The organism is Bacteroides sp. 1_1_14 (assembly GCF_000162515.1).
In the GTDB taxonomy this organism is placed as follows: Bacteria; Bacteroidota; Bacteroidia; order Bacteroidales; family Bacteroidaceae; genus Bacteroides; species Bacteroides thetaiotaomicron.
This window is the reverse complement of record NZ_GG774704.1, coordinates 492589-518989: the sequence shown is the minus strand read 5'-3', so window position 1 is coordinate 518989 and position 26401 is coordinate 492589. Positions and strand designations below refer to the sequence as shown.

Annotated in this window: 28 protein-coding genes and 1 pseudogene; 14 read left to right on the top strand and 15 right to left on the bottom strand. The window is 47.7% G+C overall.

What is annotated here, in order from left to right; all coding sequences use genetic code 11:
• From HMPREF9007_RS26790 to tsaB, 5 genes and pseudogenes are all read right to left on the bottom strand, one after another.
• Positions 1-145: pseudogene (locus HMPREF9007_RS26790) on the bottom strand (M23 family peptidase); the annotation flags it as partial.
• A 12-nt stretch (positions 146-157) separates the two neighbouring features.
• Positions 158-697, bottom strand: a complete 540-nt coding sequence (rimM, locus tag HMPREF9007_RS15865) for a ribosome maturation factor RimM (protein ID WP_008761107.1) — start codon at positions 695-697, stop codon at positions 158-160.
• Positions 694-1998: a UDP-N-acetylglucosamine 1-carboxyvinyltransferase gene (murA, locus tag HMPREF9007_RS15870; RefSeq protein ID WP_008761106.1), complete on the bottom strand. Its 1305-nt coding sequence runs from the start codon at positions 1996-1998 to the stop codon at positions 694-696. Before murA ends, rimM begins: the two co-directional genes overlap by 4 nt.
• Before the next feature lie 126 nt (positions 1999-2124).
• A complete protein-coding gene (locus HMPREF9007_RS15875) occupies positions 2125-2739 on the bottom strand; it encodes a DUF4290 domain-containing protein (RefSeq protein WP_008761105.1) in 615 nt (204 codons plus the stop codon).
• Positions 2740-2860: 121 nt separating this feature from the next.
• Positions 2861-3556, bottom strand: coding sequence for a tRNA (adenosine(37)-N6)-threonylcarbamoyltransferase complex dimerization subunit type 1 TsaB (gene tsaB / locus HMPREF9007_RS15880; RefSeq protein WP_008766373.1), 696 nt, complete (start codon positions 3554-3556; stop codon positions 2861-2863).
• Between the two features lie 89 nt (positions 3557-3645).
• Between tsaB and HMPREF9007_RS15885 the strand changes: the two genes are divergently transcribed.
• From HMPREF9007_RS15885 to nadD, 4 genes are all read left to right on the top strand, one after another.
• Positions 3646-4524, top strand: coding sequence for a YicC/YloC family endoribonuclease (locus tag HMPREF9007_RS15885; RefSeq protein WP_008761103.1), 879 nt, complete (start codon positions 3646-3648; stop codon positions 4522-4524).
• Between the two features lie 23 nt (positions 4525-4547).
• The gene (gene gmk / locus HMPREF9007_RS15890) at positions 4548-5117 is read left to right on the top strand and encodes a guanylate kinase (RefSeq protein ID WP_008761102.1); all 570 of its coding nucleotides are present in this window, start codon (positions 4548-4550) and stop codon (positions 5115-5117) included.
• A complete protein-coding gene (locus tag HMPREF9007_RS15895) occupies positions 5114-5368 on the top strand; it encodes a hypothetical protein (RefSeq protein WP_008761101.1) in 255 nt (84 codons plus the stop codon). The genes gmk and HMPREF9007_RS15895 overlap by 4 nt, the downstream gene beginning before the upstream one ends.
• 95 nt (positions 5369-5463) lie before the next feature.
• A complete protein-coding gene (gene nadD / locus HMPREF9007_RS15900) occupies positions 5464-6072 on the top strand; it encodes a nicotinate (nicotinamide) nucleotide adenylyltransferase (protein ID WP_008761100.1) in 609 nt (202 codons plus the stop codon).
• Here the strand turns inward: nadD and HMPREF9007_RS15905 are convergent.
• Positions 6035-7324, bottom strand: coding sequence for an ATP-binding protein (locus HMPREF9007_RS15905; RefSeq protein ID WP_008761099.1), 1290 nt, complete (start codon positions 7322-7324; stop codon positions 6035-6037). The genes nadD and HMPREF9007_RS15905 overlap by 38 nt on opposite strands.
• Before the next feature lie 152 nt (positions 7325-7476).
• Entirely contained in the window at positions 7477-8532 is a 1056-nt protein-coding gene (locus HMPREF9007_RS15910; protein ID WP_008761098.1) for a metallophosphoesterase, read from the bottom strand.
• A gap of 113 nt (positions 8533-8645) precedes the next feature.
• Here HMPREF9007_RS15910 and HMPREF9007_RS15915 point away from each other — a divergent pair, with 113 nt between their 5' ends.
• The gene (locus tag HMPREF9007_RS15915) at positions 8646-9542 is read left to right on the top strand and encodes a 1,4-dihydroxy-2-naphthoate polyprenyltransferase (RefSeq protein WP_008761097.1); all 897 of its coding nucleotides are present in this window, start codon (positions 8646-8648) and stop codon (positions 9540-9542) included.
• Position 9543: 1 nt separating this feature from the next.
• Here the strand turns inward: HMPREF9007_RS15915 and rfbB are convergent, their stop codons facing one another.
• The 5 genes from rfbB to HMPREF9007_RS27090 form a co-directional block, all read right to left on the bottom strand.
• The gene (rfbB, locus tag HMPREF9007_RS15920; protein WP_008761096.1) at positions 9544-10680 is read right to left on the bottom strand and encodes a dTDP-glucose 4,6-dehydratase; all 1137 of its coding nucleotides are present in this window, start codon (positions 10678-10680) and stop codon (positions 9544-9546) included.
• 16 nt (positions 10681-10696) lie between these two features.
• Complete coding sequence (rfbA, locus tag HMPREF9007_RS15925) at positions 10697-11572, bottom strand: glucose-1-phosphate thymidylyltransferase RfbA (RefSeq protein ID WP_008761095.1); 876 nt, start codon at positions 11570-11572, stop codon at positions 10697-10699.
• A 77-nt stretch (positions 11573-11649) separates the two neighbouring features.
• Positions 11650-12141 carry a metallophosphoesterase family protein gene (locus HMPREF9007_RS15930; RefSeq protein WP_008761094.1) on the bottom strand — a complete coding sequence of 164 codons (492 nt, stop codon included), beginning with the start codon at positions 12139-12141 and terminating at the stop codon, positions 11650-11652.
• A 2-nt stretch (positions 12142-12143) separates the two neighbouring features.
• Positions 12144-12644 carry a DUF6169 family protein gene (locus tag HMPREF9007_RS15935; RefSeq protein ID WP_008761093.1) on the bottom strand — a complete coding sequence of 167 codons (501 nt, stop codon included), beginning with the start codon at positions 12642-12644 and terminating at the stop codon, positions 12144-12146.
• Complete coding sequence (locus HMPREF9007_RS27090; protein WP_165000516.1) at positions 12644-12790, bottom strand: hypothetical protein; 147 nt, start codon at positions 12788-12790, stop codon at positions 12644-12646. The genes HMPREF9007_RS15935 and HMPREF9007_RS27090 overlap by 1 nt, the downstream gene beginning before the upstream one ends.
• 221 nt (positions 12791-13011) lie before the next feature.
• On the opposite strand from HMPREF9007_RS27090, the gene HMPREF9007_RS15940 reads away from it, so the two are divergent.
• Together HMPREF9007_RS15940 and HMPREF9007_RS15945 are read left to right on the top strand one after the other, a co-directional pair.
• Positions 13012-15090 carry an RNA degradosome polyphosphate kinase gene (locus tag HMPREF9007_RS15940; protein WP_008761091.1) on the top strand — a complete coding sequence of 693 codons (2079 nt, stop codon included), beginning with the start codon at positions 13012-13014 and terminating at the stop codon, positions 15088-15090.
• Positions 15091-15162: 72 nt separating this feature from the next.
• Positions 15163-17415: an inorganic phosphate transporter gene (locus tag HMPREF9007_RS15945; protein ID WP_008761090.1), complete on the top strand. Its 2253-nt coding sequence runs from the start codon at positions 15163-15165 to the stop codon at positions 17413-17415.
• A 658-nt stretch (positions 17416-18073) separates the two neighbouring features.
• Here HMPREF9007_RS15945 and HMPREF9007_RS15950 read toward each other — a convergent pair.
• On the bottom strand, positions 18074-18601 hold the full coding sequence (locus tag HMPREF9007_RS15950) for an HU family DNA-binding protein (protein WP_008761089.1): 528 nt from the start codon (positions 18599-18601) through the stop codon (positions 18074-18076).
• Between the two features lie 275 nt (positions 18602-18876).
• Here HMPREF9007_RS15950 and HMPREF9007_RS15955 point away from each other — a divergent pair, with 275 nt between their 5' ends.
• A complete protein-coding gene (locus HMPREF9007_RS15955) occupies positions 18877-19134 on the top strand; it encodes a DUF4248 domain-containing protein (RefSeq protein ID WP_008761088.1) in 258 nt (85 codons plus the stop codon).
• A gap of 104 nt (positions 19135-19238) precedes the next feature.
• On the opposite strand, the gene HMPREF9007_RS15960 is transcribed toward HMPREF9007_RS15955, so the two are convergent.
• Both HMPREF9007_RS15960 and HMPREF9007_RS0124850 read right to left on the bottom strand, forming a co-directional pair.
• Complete coding sequence (locus HMPREF9007_RS15960; protein ID WP_277754645.1) at positions 19239-21140, bottom strand: ATP-binding protein; 1902 nt, start codon at positions 21138-21140, stop codon at positions 19239-19241.
• A gap of 829 nt (positions 21141-21969) precedes the next feature.
• A complete protein-coding gene (locus tag HMPREF9007_RS0124850) occupies positions 21970-22635 on the bottom strand; it encodes a hypothetical protein (protein ID WP_011108094.1) in 666 nt (221 codons plus the stop codon).
• A 168-nt stretch (positions 22636-22803) separates the two neighbouring features.
• Here HMPREF9007_RS0124850 and HMPREF9007_RS27085 point away from each other — a divergent pair, with 168 nt between their 5' ends.
• The 6 genes from HMPREF9007_RS27085 to HMPREF9007_RS27590 all read left to right on the top strand — a co-directional run.
• Positions 22804-23142 carry an SH3 beta-barrel fold-containing protein gene (locus HMPREF9007_RS27085; protein WP_008766438.1) on the top strand — a complete coding sequence of 113 codons (339 nt, stop codon included), beginning with the start codon at positions 22804-22806 and terminating at the stop codon, positions 23140-23142.
• Positions 23139-23378, top strand: coding sequence for a hypothetical protein (locus HMPREF9007_RS15970; RefSeq protein WP_008761084.1), 240 nt, complete (start codon positions 23139-23141; stop codon positions 23376-23378). Before HMPREF9007_RS27085 ends, HMPREF9007_RS15970 begins: the two co-directional genes overlap by 4 nt.
• Positions 23375-23548, top strand: a complete 174-nt coding sequence (locus HMPREF9007_RS27080; RefSeq protein WP_165000515.1) for a hypothetical protein — start codon at positions 23375-23377, stop codon at positions 23546-23548. The genes HMPREF9007_RS15970 and HMPREF9007_RS27080 overlap by 4 nt, the downstream gene beginning before the upstream one ends.
• Positions 23549-23585: 37 nt before the next feature.
• On the top strand, positions 23586-24500 hold the full coding sequence (locus HMPREF9007_RS15975; protein ID WP_008761083.1) for an HNH endonuclease: 915 nt from the start codon (positions 23586-23588) through the stop codon (positions 24498-24500).
• Positions 24497-24934, top strand: a complete 438-nt coding sequence (locus HMPREF9007_RS15980) for an N-acetylmuramoyl-L-alanine amidase (protein WP_008761082.1) — start codon at positions 24497-24499, stop codon at positions 24932-24934. Before HMPREF9007_RS15975 ends, HMPREF9007_RS15980 begins: the two co-directional genes overlap by 4 nt.
• A 354-nt stretch (positions 24935-25288) precedes the next feature.
• The coding region (locus tag HMPREF9007_RS27590; protein ID WP_008761081.1) for a DUF4373 domain-containing protein at positions 25289-26401 on the top strand (1113 nt) is incomplete at its 3' end.

The following is a 26401-nucleotide window of genomic DNA, read 5'->3' as shown; positions in this document are numbered from 1 at the left end:
CCAGCACGGACAACAGCACCGAAAGCCCGTTCAGCTTGGATACCCGAAGCCCCACGATTTCTTCAAGCGTATTCTCATTGATAATGGTGAGTTTATACTTGAACTTGAAATTGTTCCAAAATGCTTTACTCCGTTTTCTTGGCATCTTTATTAATTATTAATCTTCCTCCAAATCTTCCAAATTCAACAATCCTTCAGGAAGCTCGACTGTGATGAGCTTCTTTTCCTGATTGATTTCCACTATAAATTCTTCCTGTGCAGGGACGAGGAGTTCTTCTCCGTCCTCCTGTTCGACCACAAAAAGGGTGTTCACCGTAGCGGTATCCACTTCGACCACTTCGCCCAGCTCGCCGTGACGAACGTCTTCCATGCGGAAACCGACGAAGAAGTTCCACGACAGTTCGCCGTCTTCCGCCTCTTCCGCGTGCTTCACCGGGAAGTAGACTTCGACATTGGTGAACATACGCGCGCGTTCCGCCGTATCTATGCCTTCAAGCTTCACCAGTGCGGTGGAGTCCGAACGAAAACGGTATTCTTCGATGAAAAACGGTACGAAAATACCGTCGAGCAAACAGATCAGATAATCGCAGTCCACACGGTCGAAGATATCGTCCGTGAAGGTAAACTGCAACTCGCCGTGAATGCCGTGCGGCTTGTTGAATAGTCCGATTTTATATACTTCTTCTTTCTTTATCATATTCGAGTGATTCTGGCGCCGATGGCGTTAAGTCGTCCTTCGATGTTCTGGTAGCCACGGTCTATCTGTTCGATATTGCTGATCGTGCTGGTTCCTTCGGCGCTCATGGCGGCGATGAGAAGGGCGATCCCCGCACGGATATCGGGCGAAGTCAGTCGGGCGCCGCGCAACTTGAAGCCGTGGTTATGTCCGATTACTACGGCACGGTGAGGGTCGCAAAGGATGATCTGAGCCCCCATGTCGATGAGCTTGTCTACAAAGAACAGGCGGCTTTCGAACATCTTCTGGTGGATCAGTACGCTTCCTTTGGCTTGGGTGGCCACTACGAGCATCACGCTCAGCAAGTCGGGTGTCAGTCCCGGCCAGGGGGCGTCGGCAATGGTCATGATGGAGCCGTCGATGAATGATTCTATTTCGTATGTTTCCTGTGCGGGGACGTAGATATCGTCTCCTCTCTGCTCCAGTTTGATGCCCAACCGGCGGAAACTTTCGGGGATGATGCCGAGGTTCTCGTAGGAAACGTTTTTAATGGTTATTTCGCTTTTGGTCATGGCAGCCATGCCGATGAAACTCCCGACTTCAATCATGTCGGGCAATACGGTATGCTGTGTGCCGTGCAGTTCTTCCACGCCCTCGATAGTGAGCAGATTGGAAGCGATGCCGCTGATCTTTGCTCCCATCCGGTTGAGCATACGGCAGAGCTGCTGCAAGTAGGGTTCGCAGGCGGCATTGTAAATGGTGGTAGTACCTTTTGCCAGTACGGCAGCCATCAGAATGTTGGCTGTACCGGTCACGGACGCTTCATCAAGCAGCATATAGCTGCCTTGAAGCCTGTCGGCCGTTATCTCATAGATGCCCCGCAACTCGTCATAACGGAAGTCAGCTCCCAAATTCTGAATCCCCACAAAGTGGGTGTCCAGACGACGGCGACCGATCTTATCTCCGCCCGGCTTCGAGATCAACGCCTTCCCGAAACGTGCCACCATCGGACCGATCAGCATCACCGACCCCCGAAGGCTTGAACACTTCTTCAAGAACTCATCACTCTCCAAATAAGCCAGATCGACGTTCTCCGCCTTAAAACTATAGGTATCAACGCCTTCCTTTGCAACCGTTACTCCCATCTCCCGCATAAGCTGAATCAGATTGTTGACATCCAGAATGTCAGGTATATTGTTCACCGTCACTTCCTCAGCAGTCAGCAACGTGGCACAGATAATCTGCAAAACTTCGTTTTTGGCCCCTTGCGGATGAATTTCCCCGCTAAGCCGATGTCCTCCTTCAATTACAAATGAAGCCATTTATTTTAAGTAATAGGTAATAAATAACAAGTAATAAGTAATAGGTAATAATAAGTAAGATTCTCAATACATGCAACACGCCGAACGCAGCTATGCTATTACTTATTACCTATTACTTATTACCTTTTAATATCTTCTCCGCGGATTATTATTCCGATTATTATTGTAGTTCACCTTTGGGCGGTAGTTCTGGTTCAGGCGTTCTGCCATCAGTCGGATGATGTCGTCTGTCAGTTGTAGTTTGCCGCCGGAAAGTTCGTAGAGGTCTTCCGCAATTTTGCGATCGTCTACGGTATCTTTGTTCCATGCCATGTAGTCTTTCTTCATGTGGTTGCAGATCATGGCTGTCAGATTTCTCTTGTCGTTTCCTTCGGGAAGTTCGCAGGCTTTCTTGATCAGCACTTCCAGCGTGTGTCCGTAGTGGCGGTAGCGCATGCGGGTAGTAGAATATGGGATCGGTTCCGGCTTGGTCACCAGGTTGTCTTCGCGGATGATTTCGTAGGGATAGTCAATATCCAGCTCAAAACCGGACATGATGGCCAGGTGATCCCAAAGTTTATGCTTGAAATCGGGCACATCACGCAAATGGGGGAACATATTTCCCATAATGTTGATAATTGTGTTAGCACAACGCTGACGCTCGGCACGGTCCTGAATGGTCAACGCATAATCTACCATGTTCTGTATGCTGCGGCCGTACTCGGGAAGCGGCATTCTTTTCTGCTGGGTATTGTATTGCATCTTTTAAATTAAAAGTTTTGAAATTAAAAATTAAAAGTCGGAGGACGACGGTCACTCACTAATCACTGTTTCCCGCCAAAGGCGGTTCACTTACTGAGGCACTTTTTTCTACTGAAGTGCGTTATTCAAGAAGCGACTTCTTCGGCAACGAGGCTACAAATTCTTTCAGATAGAAAGGTTCGAAGTAGGCCACATCTTTATAGTCTTCTCTGGCAACTGCTTTTTCTGCCAACGGATACATCATCTTCGCCAACGGATGAATGTCATCGATAAAATGCGCATTCGGATGCGTAATCTTCTCACGACATTTGGCGGCTCCATTTCCGTAGAAATAAACGGGCGCTTCGTTCAGAAACTCCAGATAGGAATTCTCATCGACAATATCGGCGGCGATAGCACGCTTCACGTTCAAGGCACGGTCGTAAACGGCAGCGTACACTTCCATACGGCGGGCATCGAGCATCGGGCAGAGCAACGCATCTTCCGGCAAATCGTGATACAGCAACACGGGCACACTCAGCACTTCGAGCGTAGGAAGACCGATCAAGGGTACATTCCGTCCGTAACAAATGCCTTTTGCCATCGAAACTCCAATCCGCAATCCTGTGTATGATCCCGGACCGCAACTCACTGCAACTGCATCTAAAGGTATGGCATGACTATCAATGAACGACAACGCTTCATCAACAAATACTCCCAAAGACACGGCGTGTGAAGGGCCCTTCAAGTCTTCTTTCACAAAAATCGTCTGTCCGTCTTGACTTGCCGCTACCGAGCAAACAGTGGTAGAGGTTTCAATATTCAGTATACACGACATAAAAATCAGCTTATTAAATTGTCGCAAATTTACATGATTATTTCCAATTCTTAAAATATTCGTGTACTTTTGCACAAAACTTTAAGTATATGATACAGTCGATGACAGGATACGGCAAAGCTACGGCCGAACTTCCAGATAAAAAGATAAACGTAGAAATCAAGTCGCTCAACAGCAAAGCAATGGATCTTTCCACTCGCATCGCTCCGGCTTATCGTGAAAAAGAGATCGAGATCCGCAACGAAATCTCCAAAGTGCTGGAGCGTGGAAAGGTGGACTTCAGCCTCTGGATAGAGAAAAAAGAGAGTGCGGAAAGCGCGACTCCTATCAACCAAGTGTTGGTGGAAGGCTACTACAAACAGATTCAGGCGATCTCGGAAAATCTCGGCATCCCCGTCCCCACCGACTGGTTTCAGACGTTGCTCCGTATGCCGGACGTTATGTCTAAGACTGAAATCCAAGAGTTGACGGAAGAAGAATGGGAAATGGTACGTGCCACCGTTCTCGAAGCAATCGGTCATCTGGTAGACTTCCGCAAACAGGAAGGCGCCGCACTGGAAAAGAAGTTCCGCGAAAAGATAGCTAACATCGCACTGCTGCTCGAAAAGATAACTCCTTACGAAAAAGAACGGGTGGAGAAAGTCAAGGAACGTATCACCGACGCGCTCGAAAAGACGCTGAACACGGACTACGACAAGAACCGACTGGAACAAGAACTGATCTACTACATCGAAAAGCTGGATGTCAACGAGGAAAAACAACGCCTCACCAACCACCTGAAATATTTCATCAGCACGCTGGAAAGCGGCAACGGACAAGGCAAAAAGCTCGGTTTCATCGCTCAGGAAATGGGACGGGAAATCAATACGCTTGGCAGCAAGTCCAACCATGCCGAAATGCAGAAAATCGTTGTGCAAATGAAAGATGAACTGGAACAGATCAAGGAACAGGTGCTGAACGTTATGTAATTATTTAATGGAAAATTAAACAAATGACTGGCAAGTTAATTATTTTTTCTGCCCCGTCCGGTTCGGGCAAATCGACTATTATCAACTATCTGCTGACGCAGAACTTAAATCTCGCGTTCTCCATTTCTGCAACCAGCCGCCCACCGCGCGGGACGGAGAAACACGGGGTCGAATATTTCTTCCTTACTCCCGAAGAGTTCCGTTGTCGCATTGAGAACAACGAGTTTTTAGAATACGAAGAAGTATACAAGGATCGGTATTACGGAACGCTGAAAGAACAAGTGGAAAAGCAGTTGGAGAAGGGGCAGAACGTAGTATTCGACTTGGATGTAGTAGGCGGATGTAATATCAAAAAGTATTACGGTGAGCGTGCGTTGTCCATCTTTGTACAGCCTCCCTCCATCGAAGAACTCCGCTGTCGGCTGACGGGTCGGGGCACGGATGAGCCCGAAGTAATCGAATGCCGCATCGCAAAGGCGGAATACGAAATGACTTTTGCTCCCCAGTTTGATCGTGTCATCGTCAATGATGATCTGGAGGCGGCAAAGGCTGAGACACTGAAAGTTATCAAAGAATTTCTGAATAAGGAATGAAAGAGTCTCTGAAAAAACGAATAGAGAGCATAGAAAAGAAGGAGGGATCGACCGAAAAATTCATGTATCTGTGCGGCATTATCGGCATTGTAGATATAGTGTTCGGCATCCTTTCACTTTATCTGCATTTTTGGATTGCCGCCGGCATCTTTTTCTTAATTGCTGTGAGGCAGGCTATCGTTTTTCCAAAATGGAGAAAAAAGCTGAGAATGGAAAGGGAAGCCAAGAAGATGACAGAAAGTCAAGGCTGAAAAAGAAAGTCTAAAAGAGAACCCAAAAGAGCAAAAAAAGAACAAAGAATAGAAAGATAAGAAGGCATCAAGAAGAAAAAAGTAAAAACGAGAAGATGAGAATGGCAGAGAGCAATAAACTAAAAACCGGAATCTTCAGCGGGTCATTCAATCCGGTACACATCGGACATCTGGCCTTGGCCAACTATCTTTGCGAATATGAAGAACTGGATGAAGTTTGGTTTATGGTCAGCCCGCAAAACCCGCTGAAAGCAGGGACGGAGCTATGGCCTGACGACCTGCGTCTCCGGTTAGTAGAACTTGCCACAGAAGAATATCCCCGCTTCCGCTCTTCAGACTTCGAGTTTCATCTGCCCCGCCCTTCATACAGCGTACATACGTTGGAAAAGCTACATGAAACCTATCCGGAACGGGACTTCTACTTAATTATCGGCTCGGATAACTGGGCCCGCTTCGACCGCTGGTATCAATCGGAGCGCATCATCAAAGAAAACCGTATTCTTATCTATCCCCGCCCCGGATTTCCGGTAAATGAAAACGGGCTGCCCGAAACAGTCCGTCTGGTCCATTCGCCTACCTTTGAAATAAGTTCGACGTTTATCCGTCAGGCACTTGATGAGAAGAAGGATGTAAGATACTTCTTGCATCCAAAGGTTTGGGAGTATATTAGAGAATATATCCGACAGAGTATAACGGATAATTAATCATCCACTCTTGCTCCCGATAATCTGACATAGAAAATCGTACTCCGTGTAATCCCGCATTTTTCTCTACGAAGAAACGTAAACTCTTCGATTGCAGATTTTCCTCGGCTTTTACTTCAACAGGGATGACGCTAACATCTTTTTGTAAAAGGAAATCCAGTTCTCCTCTGGATGTATCCGAAGACCAGTAGTAAATACTCAGTCCTTTCACTGACTTCAATTGTTGTAATACATACTGCTCTGTAATAGCTCCTTTATAATCACTAAACAACACATTCCCCTCCAATAACGCTTGCGGTGGAAGCCCGCTCATAGCTCCCATTAATCCCGTATCTAACAAAAATAATTTAAATGCCGAAAAGTCCTCATAAGCTGACAATGGGATTCCGGCTTTTTTCACTCGGCTAACCTTGTAAATAAGTCCTGCATCAATCAGCCACTCAATAGCCAACTCAAAATCTTTCGCTCTGGCTCCTTCCTTCACGACACCATAAATAAACTTCTTATTTTCCTTAGCCAATTGAGCCGGAACAGAACGCCAAATCATACGAATCCGAGGCACTTCGGCAATAGGAGCATGTTTGGAGAAATCACGATCATAAGAATCCAGAATTGTCTGCTGTAGCTGTCGCACTTCGGCATAGTCTTTATGATTAATAAAGGCATTCACAACTTCAGGCATTCCTCCGACATAATAATACTGTTTGAGCAAATCTATCAATTTAGAACGAAAAGCAGCAATCAGCCCCCAGTCTTTTTTTGCAAGTAAACGGGCAAAAGCCTCTTGCCCGACAGCCTCCAAAAACTCCGAAAAAGAAAGAGGATATAAATCCATAAAATCGACCTTCCCGACGGGAAAAGAATCATTGCTATGCATGGCAATGCCAAGGAGGGAACCTGCTGCAACCACATGATACTGAGGAGCTTTTTCTTGAAAATACTTCAATGCCGTCAATCCGCGAGGCGCTTCCTGAATTTCATCAAAAATAATTAATGTCTCAGTATCTACTACGATGCCGGTCACTAATTGAATAGCCATCAGAATGCGCTCGACATCAAAGTCTTTCTGAAAAACATCTTTCATCACTTCGTTATCCTCAAAATTGATGTAAGCAAACTGTCTGTAAGCTGATGATGCAAATTCTTTCATCAACCATGTCTTCCCCACCTGCCGGGCACCACGAACAATCAAAGGTTTCCGTGTTGTCTTCTCCTTCCAGTCATATAACTGTTGCATTGCATCTCTTCTCATATTTATTCTTTTATAATCAACGATTTATGAACTGCAAATATAAGCAACTGAATAGAAAAGAACAAAAAGTCATGCATAAAAATGTGCTAATAACACAAAAAGTCGTACCTAAAAGTGTGGAGTTCATCAGAAAGTCGTACCTAAAAGTGCATCTACTCTTTGAGACGATGAAGCGTAATCATTATGATTTCCGCCGGAGCACCAATGCGCACAGGCATCTGAGAAGTACCGATCCCATTAGTAACAATCAATGGCATTTTAGTTGAATTGTACGCCAGTCCGGTCAGAAAGCGGGTGCCGTAGTGGGAGTTCTGTATCGGGGCGTAACCGAATACGCGTACCTGTCCACCATGAGTATGTCCTGCCAAAGCGATGTCCGTGTTGGCCACCGAAACATCCTCTACGTAGTCGGGAGTATGCACCAACAAGATAACGAAGTCGTTGGGAGAAAGCGCCAGTGTGGGCGACACCCCATTTTGTTTCAAGTCGAAAGGATTGCGTACTCCGGCAAGGATAATCTGCTGACCGTCTTTGCGTAATGTATCGACTTCGTGTTCCAGCGGACGCATTCCGTAATGCTTCATCGTGCGGATTATTTCGTCATGGCAGCGTTCATAGTCATTATTTCCCATAACTCCGAAAGTTCCCATCGGTGTTTTCACACGGGCCAATGCGGCAAATAACGGTTCTACGTATTCACAGCCTTCCTGATAGTCTCCTCCCATCAGCAAGACGTCCGGTTTCTGGGCGATCAAAAGATCGACAAGGTTGTTCAAGCCTTTCTCTTTCAGCAGACTCTTGTAATGCAAGTCGGAAATGAAGGCGATGCGGAAGCCTTCGAAGGCTTCGGGGACATCACGGTGGGTGAAGTCATATTCCACGACACGGTCTATGCCACTATAAGTGGCAGGGACGTTCACGGTAGAAGACGTGATCTTCGTTCCGCGAAGTACCAAATTACGTTCTTCCTGCTCGGTCGCAGCTTCTTTCTTCGCTGTTTTCTTCTGCTTTTTCGTCGAAACTTTCAAGTCGGCAAGCTGAGAGTGATCCGGAGCAAACAGGCCGTCGATAGCAGCGGAACTGTCCGGACGGACGGAATCGACATTGAGCACAGGACGAGGCAGGATCGATACAACATTCTTCTTTGACTTACAAGATACGAACAGGAATAATACGAATATTATGAACAGGTAATTTATTTTTTTCATCTTCTTTGGTTTATTTTCTTCTACATATAACACATTCCCCCACTATTTGAGGCGCAAAGATAGGAAAAATCATGTATCTTTGTCCGTCAAAACTTATTATTATATATTAAAGCATGGAAGAAGTAAAGCGTAACTCGCTGCGTGCGTGGATATTAGCAGCACGTCCCAAAACTCTGACAGGAGCCATTACGCCGGTCATGATCGGTAGCGCACTTGCTTATATGGATGGACATTTTCAATGGTTGCCGGCCCTTATCTGCTGCCTGTTCGCCAGTCTGATGCAAATTGCCGCCAATTTTATCAACGACCTCTTCGACTACCTCAAAGGAACCGACCGCGAAGACCGACTGGGACCGGAACGAGCCTGCGCACAAGGCTGGATTTCACCGAGAGCCATGCGAAACGGAATTATCGTCACCGTCCTGTTCGCCTGTCTGATCGGATCTGCACTGTTGTTTTATGCCGGATGGGAGCTGATCATAGTAGGACTTCTCTGCGTACTCTTCGCTTTCCTCTATACCACAGGCCCTTATCCATTATCCTACAACGGCTGGGGCGATGTTCTGGTCATCGTATTTTTCGGATTCGTCCCCGTGGGTGGAACGTACTACGTACAGGCTCTGACATGGACTTCGGACACAACGGTAGCTTCTCTGATCTGCGGACTGCTGATTGATACCTTGCTGGTAGTCAACAATTACCGAGACCGTGAAGCGGATGCACGGAGCGGAAAGCGGACGGTCATCGTTCGTTTTGGCGAGAAGTTCGGACGTTATCTTTATTTGATGCTGGGGGTGGCAGCAAGTCTTCTGTGTTTCTGGTTCTTCTTCGAAGGACACTTGTTTGCCGCACTTCTTCCGTTACTCTACCTGATTCCTCATGTCCTCACATGGAGACGGATGGTGCAGATTCACAGTGGTAAAAAATTAAACAGCATACTAGGTGAGACTTCACGTAATATGCTGTTAATGGGTATTTTGCTATCAATAGGATTCTTGATCCGGCATTGATTTATTTTCCGTACATTTTTTCGTAATAGCCTTGATAGTCTCCGCTGGTCACCTCTTCCACCCAGTCTTGATTTTCAAGATACCATACGATTGTCTTCACGATGCCATCTTCAAATTTCGTTTCGGGATACCAGCCCAAGGCGTTCGTGATCTTCGTGGGATCAATGGCATAACGCTGGTCGTGTCCCAGACGGTCTTTGACAAAAGTGATCAGATCGTTGTTGATCCAGTCAACGGAGATTTCTCCGTCTTCACCTTTCACTTTCTTTTTAAGGACCTGACGATATTCCGGTTTCTCGGTCATTAGTTTACGGATAGTGGCAATGGTCAGCTTCACAATTTCAAGATTGGTTTCTTCGTTGTGACCACCTACGTTGTACACTTCGCCCTCTTTGCCTTCGCGCACTACCAAGTCGATCGCTTTGCAGTGGTCTTCTACGTAAAGCCAGTCGCGCACGTTGCTTCCGTCACCGTAGACAGGCAGATGTTTGCCTTCGAGTATATTCTTGATAATCAGTGGAATCAGTTTTTCGGGAAAATGATAGGGGCCGTAGTTGTTGGAACAGCGGGTGATCGTTACCGGCATTTTATAAGTGTCGTGATAAGCCATGACTACCATGTCGGCACTGGTTTTCGAAGCGCTGTACGGGCTGTGCGGACAAAGCGGGGTTTCTTCCGTGAAGTAGCCTTCCGCACCGAGTGAGCCGTACACCTCGTCGGTAGATACCTGATGGTAGCGCACTCCTTTTCTCCAGGTAGGATATCCCTGTTCGTCCTTGCCCATCACCCAGGCACGGCGGGCACAATCCAGCAGATTCTGCGTACCGAGGATGTTGGTGATCAGAAACAGTTGCGGGTTTTCGATACTGCGGTCTACATGGCTTTCGGCGGCGAAGTTCACGACATAGTCGAAACGGTATTCGGCAAAAAGGCTGTCCACCACTTCGCGGCTGCAAATGTCTCCTTTGATAAAGAAACAACGTTCGTTGTCGATATCTTTGGCAATAGTTCCCAGATTACCCGCATACGTCAGGGCGTCAAGAACCACCACTTTTATATCGCTGTGCTTGGCCAAGATATACTTAATATAATTGGCGCCAATAAATCCTGCGGCACCGGTCACCAGATAAGTTTTCATATATGATTATTTATGTTTATTTCAAGGGTTGTTTAGACAGTTCTATCAGGTATTTACCGTATTCGGTCTTTTCGAGTTTCTGTCCGAGCAGCAGCAATTGTCCGGACGAAATCCATCCTTGCCGCCAGGCTATCTCTTCGATACAGCTGACGTAGAAGCCTTGCCGGTTCTGAATGGTAGCCACGAAGTTGGAGGCTTCGAGCAGGCTGTCGCAGTTTCCGGTATCCAGCCATGCGAATCCGCGTCCGAACAGTTCCACGTTCAGTGTTCCTTCTTCGAGGTACAGGCGGTTCAAGTCCGTTATCTCATATTCTCCACGTGCCGAAGGGCGGAGAGAAGCCGCTTTTTCCGTCACGGTAGCGTCGTAGAAATAAAGTCCGGGAACGGCATAATTACTTTTCGGCACCAGTGGCTTTTCTTCCAGAGAAATCACTTTGCCTTGTTCGTCGAACTCCACTACCCCGTAAGCCCGAGGATCTTTCACGTAATAGCCGAAGATGCAGGCTCCCTTCTCCACACCGGCAGCACGCCGGAGCATAGCGGAAAACCCTTGTCCATAAAACATATTGTCCCCAAGAATCAGACAACCTGCCTCACCGTTCAAGAAATCAGCTCCCAACACAAAGGCTTGTGCCAGTCCGTTAGGCTGCTCCTGTATTTTGTAAGAGAAAGACATCCCGAGCTCCTCACCTGAGCCCAACAAGTCCCGAAACATCGGCAAATCACGCGGAGTAGAGATGACCAAGACCTCCCGTATCCCTGCCAGCATAAGCGTAGACAGCGGATAATAGATCATCGGCTTGTCGTATACAGGCATGATTTGTTTGGAAATCGCTTTGGAAAGCGGATAAAGACGAGTGGCGCTTCCACCGGCCAGAATAATTCCTTTCATTGTCGTCTGAGTTATTCATTTTACTGTGTGCAAAGGTCGGAAAGAAATCTGACGTGACAAAATGAATTGTAAGAAATCTATCCTGCCAGTTCAATAACTTCGAGGTCTTTGAACGTTCCGTTGTCGATGACAAAGCGCACCATTGTCCGCACTTTATGGAAACCGGACATCCCTGCGGCTCCGGGATTGATGTGCAGCATGTCCAACGTTTTGTCGTATTTCACCTTTAATATATGGGAGTGTCCGCTGATGAAAAGTTTCGGCGGACGGGCCATCAAACTGCCGATAACCGAAGGGTCGTACTTGCCCGGATACCCGCCGATATGCTTGATCAGCACTTCCGCTCCGTCCACCGTGAAGCGGTTCACCTGCGGGAACATCTTCCGTATTTCCTGCCCGTCTATGTTGCCGTAAACCGCCCGTAGGGGACGGAAAGCCGCCAGCTTCCCAGCTACTTCTACCGAACCGATATCTCCGGCATGCCAGATTTCGTCGCACGATTCAAAATATTCGAGATATTTTTCGTCCCAATAAGCGTGGGTATCGGACAATAATCCAATTCTTGTCATAATTAAGCAAGTTTATCTTTCATTTCTTCCGTAAAAAGTTCAAAGGCATTTCTGATTTCATCCAACTGAGGATGGGTAGCGCGCAAAATAACAGAGGCAAAATAATAAACAGCATCCGACTCGACCTTCGCTGCAAGATGCACATATTCCTGCTGCTTTTCATACTCATAGAACCATATTTCAAAAAGTCGGTCACGAATAGCCTGTTTACCGTCCGACGTGTCACATACATAAAGCAAGACGTTGCAGTTCTCTTGAAAGAACGTTTCTACAATTGCCCACACAGTCGCTCTGACCAGGGAATCTTTCAGAAAGCGCTTTCCATTTTTCTCCACAATAAAAAACTGATATGCATTTTCATCAAAGAAAGTATAGTCCTCCACGAACCCTACTTCATACGTCAGTCCATATTGTGTCTGAAATATCAGAGAGTTTCCGTCACTTGCAGCTTCTACTTTGTAAGGTGAGATTTGGTTTATTTGTTCTATAGAAAGGCAGTACATCAGCAGAACTTAACCATTTTAGATTTTTCGTCTTTCAATTCGGATACAGAACGCCCGCTTTGGACCTGCTCCGTCCAAACACGTTTGCGTATAGCAGCTTCTTTAATCGCCTTTACCGCTTCCTCTTTAGATTTAAATTTCTTCATTACCATCTTTTTCTACGGTTTATCCACCTGCAAAAATACGAATTAATCCGCAATAAGCAATCTTTTCTCTCACAAATCATCTCCTGCTTTCAAAAACAGAAAGCCGTATTTACCTTCATTCCGGGCAATTAAATAAACAAAAGAGAAGGATTTAGGTTTTTCATCCTTATTTCTTTGTTTAATCCTGCAAAGATACTATATTTGGGAAAATCTTAAAGCACATGGAAAGCAAATATAATTATTTCAAACGTGATATCAGCTGGCTCTCATTCAACTATCGGGTGTTGCTCGAAGCGCTGGATGAGCACCTGCCGCTATACGAGCGCATCAATTTCATCTCCATCTACTCCTCCAATCTGGAAGAATTTTACAAAATCCGGGTGGCGGACCACAAGGCCGTGGCATCCGGCGCAACGGAGAGCGATGAAGAAACCGTACAATCCGCCCGCGAACTCGTGGAAGAAATCAACCACGAAGTAAACCGCCAGCTGGACGACCGTGTACGCATTTACGAAGAAAAGATACTGCCCGCCCTGCGCAAAAACCACATCATCTTCTACCAGGACAGACACGTGGAACCGTTTCACCAGCAGTTTATCAAGGACTTTTTCCGGGAAGAAATCTTCCCCTACCTGCAACCCGTGCCCGTATCGAAAGACAAAATCGTCTCTTTTCTGCGAGACAACCGGCTCTACCTCGCCATCCGCCTCTATCCGAAGGAAAACGGGAACGCCGCCAACCGGCAGCCTTTCTATTTCGTCATGAAGCAGCCGTACGCCAAAGTGCCCCGTTTCATCGAACTTCCGCCCCGTGGAGACAACTATTACATCATGTTCACCGAGGACATCATCAAAGCGAACCTCAACCTTATTTTCCCCGGCTACGACGTCGATTCGAGCTACTGCATCAAAATATCCCGTGACGCCGACATTCTGATAGACGACACCGCCAGCAGCGCCGACCTCGTAGCCCAACTGAAAAAGAAGGTAAAAAAACGCAAGATAGGCGACGTCTGCCGCTTTGTCTACGACCGTGCCATGCCGCAAGACTTCCTCGACTTTCTGGTCGACGCCTTCCGCATCCACCGTGACGAACTCGTCCCCGGCGACAAGCACCTGAACCTCGAAGACCTGCGCCACCTGCCCAACCCGAACAAGTCTCTACGCCGCATCGAAAAGCCGCAACCGATGAAGCTGAACATCCTCGACGAAAAAGAATCGATCTTCAACTACGTCGCCCAAAAGGATCTGCTGCTGTATTACCCGTACCACTCCTTCGAGCATTTCACCCACTTCCTCTACGAAGCAGTACACAATCCGGAGACGCGTGAAATCATGGTCACCCAATACCGTGTAGCCGAAAACTCAGCCGTCATCAACACCTTGATAGCCGCCGCGCAGAACGGCAAGAAAGTCACCGTATTTGTCGAGCTCAAAGCCCGTTTCGACGAAGAGAACAACCTCGCCACCGCCGAAATGATGCAAGCCGCCGGCATCAAAATCATTTACAGCATCCCCGGACTAAAAGTACACGCCAAAGTGGCCCTCGTCCGTCGCCGCGGACTGAATGGAGAGAAAATCCCCAGCTACGCCTACATCAGCACGGGCAACTTCAACGAAAAGACCGCCACCCTATACGCCGACTGTGGACTTTTCACCTGCCGCAAGGAAATAGTGAACGACCTTTACAACCTCTTCCGCACCCTGCAAGGCAAGGAAGATCCGAAATTCACCACTCTCCTCGTCGCCCGCTTCAACCTCATACCGGAACTGAACCGCCTCATCGACCGTGAAATATCCCTTGCCGACCAAGGCAAAGGCGGACGTATCATCCTCAAAATGAACGCCCTCCAAGACCCCGCAATGATCGACCGACTCTACGAGGCCTCCGAACACGGCGTGCAGATCGACCTCATCGTCCGCGGCATCTGCTGCCTCATACCGGAGCAGTCATACAGCCGTAACATCCGTGTCACCCGCATTGTCGACAGTTTTCTGGAGCACGCCCGCATCTGGTATTTCGGCAACGAAGGGCACCCCAAAGTATACATGGGCTCGCCCGACTGGATGCGCCGCAACCTCTACCGCCGTATCGAAGCCGTCACCCCCATCCTCGACCCTGACCTGCGCGCCAGTCTGATCGAAATGCTCCATATCCAGCTCGCTGACAACCAAAAAGCCTGTTGGGTAGACGACAAACTGCAAAACGTATTCAAAAAAAGAGCATCCGGCACCCCTGCTGTCCGTGCCCAATACGATTTTTATGAATGGCTCAAAAAAGACATTGTAACAGAAATGTAACACGTATGACATTTTTCCGCAACGTTAAACTCCGTTCTTTGCCTCCATAAATAAACATACACAACTTTCTTTATGGAGACAATTTACTTATGCATTATCATTTTCCTGTTCGTGCTGGCCGTGTTCGATCTCATCGTCGGAGTCAGTAATGATGCAGTCAACTTTCTGAATTCGGCGGTAGGCGCCAAGGCCGCTTCGTTCAAAACCATTCTTTTCATAGCCGGGATCGGTATTTTCATTGGCGCATCCCTGTCCAATGGCATGATGGATATAGCCCGTCACGGAATCTATCAGCCCGAGCACTTCTACTTTGCCGAAATCATGTGTATACTGCTCGCCGTCATGCTGACCGACGTAGTCCTTCTGGACGTCTTCAACTCTATGGGCATGCCCACCTCCACGACCGTTTCGCTGGTCTTCGAGCTGCTCGGAGGAACTTTCGCCCTCTCCCTGATCAAAGTAAACAATGACGCCACCCTTGCGTTGGGCGATCTGATCAACACCGACAAAGCGCTTTCCGTGATCATGGCCATTTTCGTGTCCGTGGCCATCGCCTTCTTCTTCGGTATGTTAGTACAGTGGCTCGCCCGCATCGTTTTCACGTTCAATTACACGAAAAACATCAAATACAGCATCGGCCTTTTCGGTGGGATCGCCGCCACCTCCATCATCTACTTCATGCTGATCAAAGGGCTGAAAGACAGCTCCTTCATGACCCCCGAAAACAAACAATGGATACAGGACAACACGCTGCTGCTCATCGCCAGCTTCTTCGTCTTCTTCACGGCACTGATGCAAGTGCTGCACTGGCTCAAAGTCAACGTTTTCAAAGTAGTGGTGCTGATGGGCACCTTTGCTCTCGCCCTCGCCTTCGCCGGCAACGACCTCGTCAACTTCATCGGAGTCCCCCTCGCAGGCTACTCCTCCTTCATAGACTACACCACCAACGGAGCCGGAGCAAGTCCGGACAGCTTCCTGATGACCTCGCTGCTAGGCCCCGCCAAGACACCGTGGTACTTCCTTATCGGTGCCGGCGCCATCATGGTCTACGCCCTCTGCACCTCCAAAAAGGCGCACGCCGTCATCAAAACCTCGGTAGACCTCTCCCGTCAGGATGAAGGAGAAGAGAACTTCGGAAGCACCCCGATGGCACGCACACTGGTACGTTTCAGCATGACACTTGCCAACGGCACCTCCCGCATCATGCCCGAAAGCACGAAGCAGTGGATCAACTCCCGTTTCCGCAAAAACGAAGCCATCATAGCCGACGGAGCCGCTTTCGACCTCGTCCGCGCCTCTGTCAACCTCGTCCTCGCCGGGCTGCTCATCGCCTTGGGAACGTCGCTGAAACTGCCGCTCTCTACCACCTACGTCACCTTCATGGTAGCAATGGGTACGTCGCTCGCCGACCGTGCATGGGGACGTGACTCCGCCGTCTACCGCATCACAGGCGTTCTGAGCGTCATCGGCGGCTGGTTCATCACTGCCGGAGCCGCCTTCACCATCTGCTTCTTCGTAGCCCTCGTGCTGCACTACGGCGGCAACATCTCCATCATCGCACTGATCGGAATAGCGATTTTCATCCTCATCCGCAGCCAAGTGATGTACAAGAAACGCAAGGCGAAAGAGAAAGGCAACGAAACGCTGAAACAACTCATGCAGACCGCCGACAGCGAAGAAGCGCTGCAACTGATGCGTAAACATACCCGCGAAGAACTCGCCAAAGTGCTGGAGTACGCCGAAACGAATTTCGAACTGACCGTCACCTCCTTTATACACGAAAACCTGCGCGGACTGCGTCGTGCCATGGGTTCCACGAAATTCGAAAAGCAACTCATCAAGCAGATGAAACGCACCGGAACCGTTGCCATGTGCCGCCTCGACAACAACACCGTGCTCGAAAAAGGACTCTACTACTATCAAGGCAACGACTTCGCCAGCGAACTGGTGTACAGCATCTCGCGCCTCTGCGAACCGTGTCTTGAACACATCGACAACAACTTCAACCCGCTCGACGCCATTCAGAAAGGTGAATTCAGCGACGTGACCGAGGACATCACTTATCTGATTCAGCAATGCCGCAAGAAGTTGGAAAACAACGATTATCAGAATATGGAAGAGGAAATCCGCCGTGCCAACGACCTCAACGGACAGCTATCGCAACTGAAACGCAAAGAGTTGCAGCGCATCCAAAGCCAGTCGGGCAGTATCCGGGTAAGTATGGTTTATCTGACCATGGTGCAGGAAGCTCAAAATGTAGTGACTTACATCATTAACCTGATGAAGGTAAGCCGGAAATTCCAAATGGAAACAGAAATGCCGTAAGGTAGCTCATCCCCCAAAAGCACACAACAAAAGGGTTTATCTTCAAAAAGTCTATCTGATTAAATAAAATGCATTAGAGATAAACCGGAAAAAGCAAGAAGGGCTGCTCCCAAGTAGAATTGGGGCAGCCCTTTTTATGGTTGGGCGGTTGACTGTTATCCAATCTGCCGGGATATTCTTTTATAGATGTCAAAATTCTCCAACTACCGCATTATCGGGCTCAAAAAACATAATGTAGCAAACAGGGGTATAGGTGACCCCATTTTTTGATAATACACTTTTCCATAAATCCTACATCTCAGAGCAGGTATGAATCATTTCGCACAAGAAATGAAATGAATTAAATTCCACTACCTATTACTATACAATTACCTATTACTTTCCCATACAAAAATCCCCTTTATTCAACCCCATATCATAGACAGATACGGTTTTAAATAAAAGGGGATTCTCTAGTTTTTAAGAGAGGAGGTCGGTTTATGAATCTCCCGTCTTTTTAGCTTTCCGACGACGGAAGCGCAAGAGCGCTTCCAAAATATCCAATAACTTTTCTAAAAATAATTTCATAGCTTCCTTCTTTAGAGTTAAAAAACAGAGTGAATGGAGCAATTTAATAAGGGAACCGATCATGCATTAGTGAGTCAGCGATTCAGCCTCATTAAACGGTTGGGTCCGGAGCCTCATCGTCGTCGCCTCCGGGAGTGCTTCCTCCGCCGGGAGTGTCTCCGCCTCCCGAATGATTTTTATCATCGTCGTCCACAAAGCCGCCCGCTACGTCCTTGACGTGGACAAATTCTACTCCGGAAGTCAGTGCACGGGTAGTGATGCCATCGGCAGAACGGGTATATTCGGGAGTAAACTGACAGCGCAGCGAAACGATCTGCGAACTGCTGACTTTACTTTCCAACACGACTCCCTTTCCTCCGGCTTTGGCGATCATCGTAAATGTGCCCAAGCCTTCGAGACGTACTGTGCGGCTGTTGAGCAACTGTTCACGCATCACGGACATCAAGTTTCGAATCACGTTGTGGACATCACCCGGTGTCAGAGAAGCCTTCTCGGCGATCAGCTCCGCCATCTTCTGCGTGTTGACCATTTTCGAGAATTTCACGAGGCGGGGGTAATACAGTTTCTGTCCCGCTTTGTTGGCGATATTCGCCTGGTAAGGTTTGTAAATTAATGGCATAAGGTTGTTTTCCTTTCTTTTTTTAATGGTTGATGTAAGTTTTCTATGTGCAATCGATTACGGTGACAAAAGTAGGCGATGGCAAAAAAGTCAGGATACACGATGTAACGACTTGTAACGGAAGAGCACCAGTCGGCACGGCCTCGCACAAATACTGCCTCCAAGGACTTCTGTACAAAGCAACACCAAACGACTAAAAAAGGCGTACCTTTACATTGGCAACGAAAATGAAAGAAAGAAATATAGAAAAGATATAAAAGCAATATCAAAAGACAATGAAAGCAAAAATCATGAAACCAACTTCCGAAGAAAATGCAACCCTGCCCCGCATACAGGCATACAGCAAAAGCCAACTGGCCACTCTCTACCTGCCCCACATACAGCCCGCCTCCGCACGCCGCACTCTCCGCAGCTGGATCGCCAAGAACACGGCACTACAAAACGAACTCGCCCGCACGGGATATTCCGAGAAAGCCATCCTGCTCACTCCGGCGCAAGTAGGGCTCATCTTCCGTTTCTTGGGGGAGCCTTGATTCGAGCTGACTATCCGCATGGCTTCCCCTCCCTTCGGGAAGGGGCTGACTAAAAAGTCCCATTCTTCGGGAAGCAAGTATATTTCCGTCACGCCACGTCCCTTTCAAACCTTCTCTTCGTTGGCCGTATAAGGCAGCGTGAACCAAAAAGTACTCCCCTGACCCAGCCGTGAGACAGCACCGATCTTTCCTCCCATCCTTTCGACGATTGCCCGGCAAATGGTGAGTCCGAGTCCCGTGCCCTGCACAAAGCTGTTGAGTTTGACAAAATTCCCGAAGATTTCTTCCAACCGTTCCTCCGGTATCCCGCAACCGGTGTCGGTGACATAGAAATGCAGGAAACCGTCTTCGCGCACATCAAACCCGAACTCAATGCTGCCTTCCCCGGTAAACTTCACGGCATTATTCATCAGATTCATCATCACCTGTACCAGACGGTTACGGTCCGCCTTTACGACACATTCGGTAGTCCGGCGGTGATAGCAGATACAGATGCCGGACTTTTTATTCCTCAACCGGAACGTATCTTCGAGTTCGATAAACAGGCCGTGCACATCTACCGGGGCGTAGTCGAACTCCATCGTTCCGGCTTCGATCTTCGAAAGGTCGAGCACATCGCTGATAAGCTGCAACAGGAGTGTGTTGTTGTTTTCAATGATGTTGATATATTCCTGTTTCTCTTCCGAAATCCCCCTTTCCGCCGACACCAGCAGCGAGGAAAAGCCGACAATGGCGTTGAGGGGAGTGCGTATTTCGTGGCTGATGTTGGCGAGGAAAGAAGATTTGAGCGTGTTCGCCTCCTCGGCTTTCACCTTTGCCTGTACGAGCGCTTCCTCCATTTCCTTTCGTTGGGTGACGGTCATCGAAGTGCCGATAAGGCTCAGCGGTTTTCCGTTCGCGTCGCGCTCGTCCACGGCTGCGCGCACTTCTACCCATTCATTCTGTTGCGGGGAAGGAAGCCACTGTCTGCCTACCCGATATTCCTCGCGCATTTTCTGCGTTTCGCCATTGGCGAGGCGCTCGAAGGCGTCCCGCACGCGTTCGCGGTCTTCATCGCAGATTTTCGCGAAACAGGCGGAGGTGGGCACGATAATCAGGTTGCCGTCATGCGTCACCTCCTCTTCGGTGACGTACAAGTCGTGGCTGACGTTGCACGAGAGGAGGCCGGTCCGCAAATCCCATTTCCAAGGGGTCATGTCGGCAGCGTCGAGGGCGGCGGACAACTTATGGTTGGTGGATTTCAGCATTTGCTGCGTCAGCACCAGTTCGGTATTGTCCACACCAAAGACATCGACGCAGCCTTTCGTTTTGGAATGTATGGAGATGACGGTCAGATGAGTTTTCGTCTTCTCCAGATAATACTGAAAGGTTATTTGCCTGTTGTCATTCAGTTCGCTGTACCTGTCGGGCAGTTCCGGCGAATAATCCGGATTGAGTTCGCTGTATTTCTTTCCCAGTATTTTTTCTTTGGGCAGGATGTATTTCTCGAAAGTGGGATTCACTTCCCGGTAGACATAGTCGATAATCCGGGCACCGGGGTCGAATATGAGCTCGACACGGGCATAGAGAACGGGCATGTTTTCGACCAGACTGCTATAGCTCCTCATGATCTCCAGCCGCCTGCTCCTCTCATGCAGCGCCCTCCGGAGCCATATCACATAGATGACGGCCAGTGCCATCAAAGAGAAAAACAGGGCCAGATAATATTTGTTCCGCTCGAAAAAAGTGGGGGGCTTCATACCAAAAACAGTGTCGTCGGGACACAGGCCGAGCAACAGTCCGCTCTCTACGTAGTCGGCATAATTGATGACGGATGGGGGCGTCCCCATCGCTGTCGTTTCCACTCTGTGCGGATGCGACGCTCCGTCCAGGCGGCTTTTGATCACCGGGAGCAGATGTTTCTTTATTTCACTGTCTGTCCAGAAATAGCCGCCGATCAACAGGAAAGGCATCACTTCCTCCGCTTCTTTCCTGCATTGCGCGCTGATCCAGCGCCTGTCGGACATGAAGACCTGTTTGCGCATATCCGGGACAACGGTCGCCATCAGTTCCATGTGCTCGGCACATATGTCAACCGGGCTGTTCTGGACGCGAAACTCTTTATAGACAGGGGCCATAAAGTCATCGCTCCACAGACAGTTTTCGGTATAGGAATTGATGATTAATAGTTGACAAGAAGAGGGGCGGCCGGCATAAATGTAAGTCTGAAATGCACTGATCAGAAAGATTGCAAGTGCCGCTGTTTTTCGAGTTATCCGCGCTTCCATAAATAGTGATTGTTTTGATTGTTTGCGGAACCGATCACTGAATATCTTAAAATATTGCTATTAAATCTTTAAATATTACTATACAAAAAGGTAAGTTCTGTAAGAACTTGGTAGAGCGACTTATCTGCCAGTTTATAATATATTACTAAAGAAATAAAAACAAACAGACTTATTAAAAGCCGTCATCTGCATTCTCAGCTCGGAAAACGGATTCGTTTTACCCGAACTGAGAATGCAATAATTAGAATTTGTAAATAATGACGAACGTGCAATACGGTAGAAACCGACAAAGGAAAACAAATAAATATCTAAAAGAGAAAACGTAGGATGTCAACATCGAATATGAAATCTGAGTGAACAATAAAACTTATTTTTCAGAATAAAAGCGTTTCTGCATGGTTTTCTCAATAATATGATTACATTTGTGGTGACATTATAACAAGGGAATAAAATGGAAATCCATCGCTGATATCGAATCGTTTTTTTACGAATACAGACTACCAAGTTCTTACAGGACTTACCTCATTCCGTCAGTTGTTCTTTCCTTTGTCCCGATCATTGTCGTCGCTCAAAGGTGTTCGTCGTCTTTACCTTCTTTTCCTTTTTCGTTCTTTTCCTCGTCTTTCATGCGCAATAATTTATCTTTACCGAAATTTATTTCTATCACCACTTTCTTGGGCGAGTCGATATGGTAACTCACAATTCCGGCATCTCTAATCAAGAACATAATAATGACAACCAGCATCCCGACCAGATTTTCGGCAAAGACACAATTGACGGACACGCAGTGCGCTAAATTAAAAATCGTCGTCCAATTGGACATTCTCTTTCCCATCCAGGCCGAGTGGAAGCGCTTGATCGACGATGCCGAACAGTCCGAATGCTGCTGAAGATAAGCGTCGTCAAAGCCGTTATCCCGGCTGACTTTCATAATCGAATCGATGACTTTCTGTTTTTCTTCGTCATCACTGTGCTGCAAGCCATTACATTGCTTTTTCTTCCATTGCTTCTCTTCGACTCTTTCCTGAAGGGCATCCCTGTTCTCGTCATACACGGACTTTTCGCCACTCTGATTTGCTTTTTTCTGACTCATGCTTTTCTGATTTGCTTTTTCCTGACTCATGCTTTTCTGATTTACTTTTTTCTGACTTGTACTTTTCTGATTTACAGTCCTTTTTACTTCAATGTGTTGTTCTCTTTCACTACTGTTCTGGCAGTTTTCTTTTTTGTTCATTACTAATTATATTTAAATTAATCCGACAAAATTCGGGATTTACCTTTAACATTTTGGGTCACGCGTGACTCTTTCTACATATTTTTTCATTTTAGTCAAGCGTGAACGGTTTTTATTCTACCCACAGTCTACTTTTGCCCCGAAATCAATAAATAACAATTGAATCATATGACTGAAATGAAAAAACAACATTCCCTCCCACGGGTACGGCTCATGAGGCGGGCCGCCGTCATCCGTCGCAACAATGACATGAACCGGCGTGATGCGCTCATCATCGCCCACCGAATCGGTGGACTGATAAGGAAGATGCACAGGGAGAACGTGAAATTCTGCTACACCAAGCAGGACGGAACCGTGCGCCACGCTGTCGGCACGCTCACCGGATATCAACACAGTTTTCACCGCCCCTATATGCCACGACCGGAAAATACGTTTGTAGTCTACTACGACCTCGAAGCCAAAGGGTGGCGCACGTTTCATGCCGAAAATTTCCTTTGCGTCGAATGAGTTTCGAAGAGCAGATGAGATTCGGAGAGCAAATGAGTTTCGGGCAGCAGATAAGTTTTGGACAGCAAATGAATTTCGGAGAACAAATGACTTCAGAAGAACGAAAAGAATGGGAAACGCTTTGCAGAATGTATCATGTGGACTCTTTGTACGAAGCCATTCAAGGGTGTCGGGAGGAACTGGAGTTTCTCGTTCGCTGTGCCGAACGGCTCGAACCCCGTGCAGAGGAGGAATGAGAAAGGTCAAAGACCGGAGTAAGCGGGCGGAACCGCCTCATGTCAGCGAGGAGGCTACGCCGTTTAACAGTCCTTGTTTATGCCGTTTCTACCTTGCAGGCTACGCCGTTTCTACCATGCAGGCTGCGCCGTTTATCCCCGGTGGTTTCGAAAAAGGGATTTCTTTTTAACGAAGTATAATTTTATTAACAATATAAAGAATAAAGTATGGAAAATTGGAGATTTATCGAAGCAAATTCCGATTATATGGTTTCAGACCACGGGCGGATATTGAGTTTCAAAGGCAAATCGAAGTTGATAATCAGCAGCAGTATTACCGCAAAAGGTTATGAGTACGTGGCCATCCGCCAAAAGGGGATATACGTCGGCTACTCTGTACACCGCTTAGTGGCAACAGCTTTTATCCCCAACCCGAAGCGTCTCCCCCAAGTGAACCACCTCGACGGAAACAAGCTCAACAACCACGTCGCCAACCTCGAATGGTGCGATGCCTACGACAATGTCATGCACGCCATCCGGACCGGTCTGCGTCCGTCGTCACCCGCCCTCTCCCCCGTCCCCTGTGCCACAACGGACGAGGCAGGAAATATCCTGCAAGCCTATCCATCCATGAACGCACTGGTAAAAGGGGAACAAATGAACCCTAAACAACGTAATTGGCTGGTGCTGCATTTATTACACCCCGAAAGACTGAAGCAATCGGCCATGAAGAAAAAGCCAAGAGCCGAAAGAAGCGGTTCGGAAGAATGCTTTCTGATAGCACCCGAAATACCTGTGCTGACCGTCAAAGCTGATTCAATCGGGGAGTTCGAAGCAGGCAATCTGCTCGGAACAGGCAAATCGAGCAATTCAATCGGGAAGTCCGAAGCAGGCAATCTGCTCGGAACAGGCAGATCGAGTAATTCAGTCGGAGAGTCCGAAGCAGGCAATGTATGTGTGCAGTCAGTTTCTTCTCCCCTTGTTTCATCGCCTCTTCCTCTTATTTCTCTCTTTGTTCCCGTACACCATTCAGTGACGCAACACTATTACCGCCGCCTGTCTCCCGAAGAATCCGCCATTTTTGGTTTCAACACTTATATATTGCCCAGAGAAAGAGGACAAAGAAAGGAGTTTCTGCAATGAAAGACACCATCATCATCCACTGTTCCGCCACCCGTGCGGGACAGAACATCACCGCTGCCGATATCGACTGCTGGCACCGTGCCCGTGGCTTCTGGTCCATCGGCTATCATTACGTCATCCGCCTCGACGGCACCATCGAACCGGGACGAGACGTCACCCTCGACGGGGCGCATTGTATGGGCTGGAACCAGCGTTCCATCGGCATCTGCTACGTCGGCGGACTGGACAAGGAAGGCCGCCCCGCCGACACACGGACAGATGCACAACGCACTGCCCTCATCCGACTGGTGAAATCTCTGCAACTGGCCTTCCCCAACGTGAAACAGGTCATCGGACACCGGGACACAAGCCCCGACCTCAACGGAGACGGCATCATCTCACCCAATGAATACATGAAAGCCTGTCCCTGCTTCGATGTGAAAAAGGAGTTCTAGGGAGTAGTTGTACGCAATAGTAACTCGAGTAGTTGTACGCAATAGTAACTCGAGTAGTTGTACGCAATAGTAACTCGAGTAGTTGTACGCAATAGTAACTCGAGTAGTTGTACGCAATAGTAACTCTATTCTCCTCCTTCGGGAAGGAGGAGAATAGAGATAGAATCGACTTTCTAGTCACCCCCCAATTGAGATAGAATCGACTTTCTAGTCACCCTCAGTTGAGAGACAGAACTGACTATCAAGTAGCTTATCACCATACTGAAATGAGCTAAATTAAAATTACCGATTCGCCTTATTCATTATTTATCATTCATTATTTATCATTCAATATCACTCTAAATATTCAAAAAGATGGCCCGTATTTCCAAACCCGGATTAGATTATTTCCCGCTCGATGTCAACTTCTTCCAAGACAGGAAGGTACGCCGCATTTCCAACCGTCATCATGCAGCAGGAATTGCCGCACTCACTTCCCTGCTCTGCCTCATCTACAAAGAAAAGGGATTTTACATCGCATGGAATCAAGATACCTTGTTCGACATTTCGCAGGAAGTATGTTGCGAGGAGGAGGAGATGCAGGCCATCATCGACGACTGCCTGTCCGTCGGACTGTTCGACACCTATATATATAAGGAGTACGGGATTCTGACTTCGCAAGCCATCCAAGAGCAATACCACAAAATCATTACCGACAGCCGAAGGAAATACAAACTTCCGCTGGAACAGTTTTGGCTCATCAAGGAAGGAGAGGATGGAACGGAAAATAATTCCGCAGAAATAAGAAATAATATAAATTCAAAAGGTACAGAAGTGGATGAAGCGGAAAGCCATATAGTAGGCGCAGAAGTCAACGCAATAAAAACAGGAATCAATATCACAGCTACAGAAGTTACTAAAACAAAGACAGGAATCGGCACGACAGGCACAAATATCCATGCAGCAGGCACAGGAATCAATGCTACAAAAACAGTGACCGACGAAGCAGCTATGAAAATTAATGCTGCAAAAAAACGAGAAATTGCAGCAACAATCCCACAAACAAAACAGGAAACGGATACAGAAATCGAAAGTAAATCGGAAACAGATACTGAGATTAAAAGCAAACCGGAAAGAGAAAGAGACAAAGAAAGGGAAAGACAAAGCAAAACCGAAAATGAATGGGAGAAGGATAGAGAGCAGCTGCCCGTTCCGTCAAACGGCGTTTTTCAGGCTGCGCCTGTTGCTGTCAAAGGTTTGTCTTTAGAAATCTCGTCCGGAAAAAGAGGAGAGGAAAATAAGGAAGAAAGAAGAAATGAAGGAATAGATCAGAAGGGAGAAACTAGATATAACGGAATTCAGTACGAAAGAAACCAGCTAGAAGAAGCCAAGTACAACGGAACCCAATACGAAAGAAGTCAGCAGGAAGAAGCCAAGCACAACGGAACTCAGTACGAAAGAAACCAGCAGGAAGAAGCCAAGCACAAC

What these genes read in the sequence shown, in the direction of transcription:
- rimM (WP_008761107.1), bottom strand. Translation starts at nt 697, where the DNA reads ATGATAAAGAAAGAAGAAGTATATAAAATCGGACTATTCAACAAGCCG.
- murA (WP_008761106.1), bottom strand. Translation starts at nt 1,998, where the DNA reads ATGGCTTCATTTGTAATTGAAGGAGGACATCGGCTTAGCGGGGAAATT.
- HMPREF9007_RS15875 (WP_008761105.1), bottom strand. Translation starts at nt 2,739, where the DNA reads ATGCAATACAATACCCAGCAGAAAAGAATGCCGCTTCCCGAGTACGGC.
- tsaB (WP_008766373.1), bottom strand. Translation starts at nt 3,556, where the DNA reads ATGTCGTGTATACTGAATATTGAAACCTCTACCACTGTTTGCTCGGTA.
- HMPREF9007_RS15885 (WP_008761103.1), top strand. Translation starts at nt 3,646, where the DNA reads ATGATACAGTCGATGACAGGATACGGCAAAGCTACGGCCGAACTTCCA.
- gmk (WP_008761102.1), top strand. Translation starts at nt 4,548, where the DNA reads ATGACTGGCAAGTTAATTATTTTTTCTGCCCCGTCCGGTTCGGGCAAA.
- HMPREF9007_RS15895 (WP_008761101.1), top strand. Translation starts at nt 5,114, where the DNA reads ATGAAAGAGTCTCTGAAAAAACGAATAGAGAGCATAGAAAAGAAGGAG.
- nadD (WP_008761100.1), top strand. Translation starts at nt 5,464, where the DNA reads ATGAGAATGGCAGAGAGCAATAAACTAAAAACCGGAATCTTCAGCGGG.
- HMPREF9007_RS15905 (WP_008761099.1), bottom strand. Translation starts at nt 7,324, where the DNA reads ATGAGAAGAGATGCAATGCAACAGTTATATGACTGGAAGGAGAAGACA.
- HMPREF9007_RS15910 (WP_008761098.1), bottom strand. Translation starts at nt 8,532, where the DNA reads ATGAAAAAAATAAATTACCTGTTCATAATATTCGTATTATTCCTGTTC.
- HMPREF9007_RS15915 (WP_008761097.1), top strand. Translation starts at nt 8,646, where the DNA reads ATGGAAGAAGTAAAGCGTAACTCGCTGCGTGCGTGGATATTAGCAGCA.
- rfbB (WP_008761096.1), bottom strand. Translation starts at nt 10,680, where the DNA reads ATGAAAACTTATCTGGTGACCGGTGCCGCAGGATTTATTGGCGCCAAT.
- rfbA (WP_008761095.1), bottom strand. Translation starts at nt 11,572, where the DNA reads ATGAAAGGAATTATTCTGGCCGGTGGAAGCGCCACTCGTCTTTATCCG.
- HMPREF9007_RS15930 (WP_008761094.1), bottom strand. Translation starts at nt 12,141, where the DNA reads ATGACAAGAATTGGATTATTGTCCGATACCCACGCTTATTGGGACGAA.
- HMPREF9007_RS15935 (WP_008761093.1), bottom strand. Translation starts at nt 12,644, where the DNA reads ATGTACTGCCTTTCTATAGAACAAATAAACCAAATCTCACCTTACAAA.
- HMPREF9007_RS27090 (WP_165000516.1), bottom strand. Translation starts at nt 12,790, where the DNA reads ATGAAGAAATTTAAATCTAAAGAGGAAGCGGTAAAGGCGATTAAAGAA.
- HMPREF9007_RS15940 (WP_008761091.1), top strand. Translation starts at nt 13,012, where the DNA reads ATGGAAAGCAAATATAATTATTTCAAACGTGATATCAGCTGGCTCTCA.
- HMPREF9007_RS15945 (WP_008761090.1), top strand. Translation starts at nt 15,163, where the DNA reads ATGGAGACAATTTACTTATGCATTATCATTTTCCTGTTCGTGCTGGCC.
- HMPREF9007_RS15950 (WP_008761089.1), bottom strand. Translation starts at nt 18,601, where the DNA reads ATGCCATTAATTTACAAACCTTACCAGGCGAATATCGCCAACAAAGCG.
- HMPREF9007_RS15955 (WP_008761088.1), top strand. Translation starts at nt 18,877, where the DNA reads ATGAAAGCAAAAATCATGAAACCAACTTCCGAAGAAAATGCAACCCTG.
- HMPREF9007_RS15960 (WP_277754645.1), bottom strand. Translation starts at nt 21,140, where the DNA reads ATGTCCGACAGGCGCTGGATCAGCGCGCAATGCAGGAAAGAAGCGGAG.
- HMPREF9007_RS0124850 (WP_011108094.1), bottom strand. Translation starts at nt 22,635, where the DNA reads ATGAACAAAAAAGAAAACTGCCAGAACAGTAGTGAAAGAGAACAACAC.
- HMPREF9007_RS27085 (WP_008766438.1), top strand. Translation starts at nt 22,804, where the DNA reads ATGACTGAAATGAAAAAACAACATTCCCTCCCACGGGTACGGCTCATG.
- HMPREF9007_RS15970 (WP_008761084.1), top strand. Translation starts at nt 23,139, where the DNA reads ATGAGTTTCGAAGAGCAGATGAGATTCGGAGAGCAAATGAGTTTCGGG.
- HMPREF9007_RS27080 (WP_165000515.1), top strand. Translation starts at nt 23,375, where the DNA reads ATGAGAAAGGTCAAAGACCGGAGTAAGCGGGCGGAACCGCCTCATGTC.
- HMPREF9007_RS15975 (WP_008761083.1), top strand. Translation starts at nt 23,586, where the DNA reads ATGGAAAATTGGAGATTTATCGAAGCAAATTCCGATTATATGGTTTCA.
- HMPREF9007_RS15980 (WP_008761082.1), top strand. Translation starts at nt 24,497, where the DNA reads ATGAAAGACACCATCATCATCCACTGTTCCGCCACCCGTGCGGGACAG.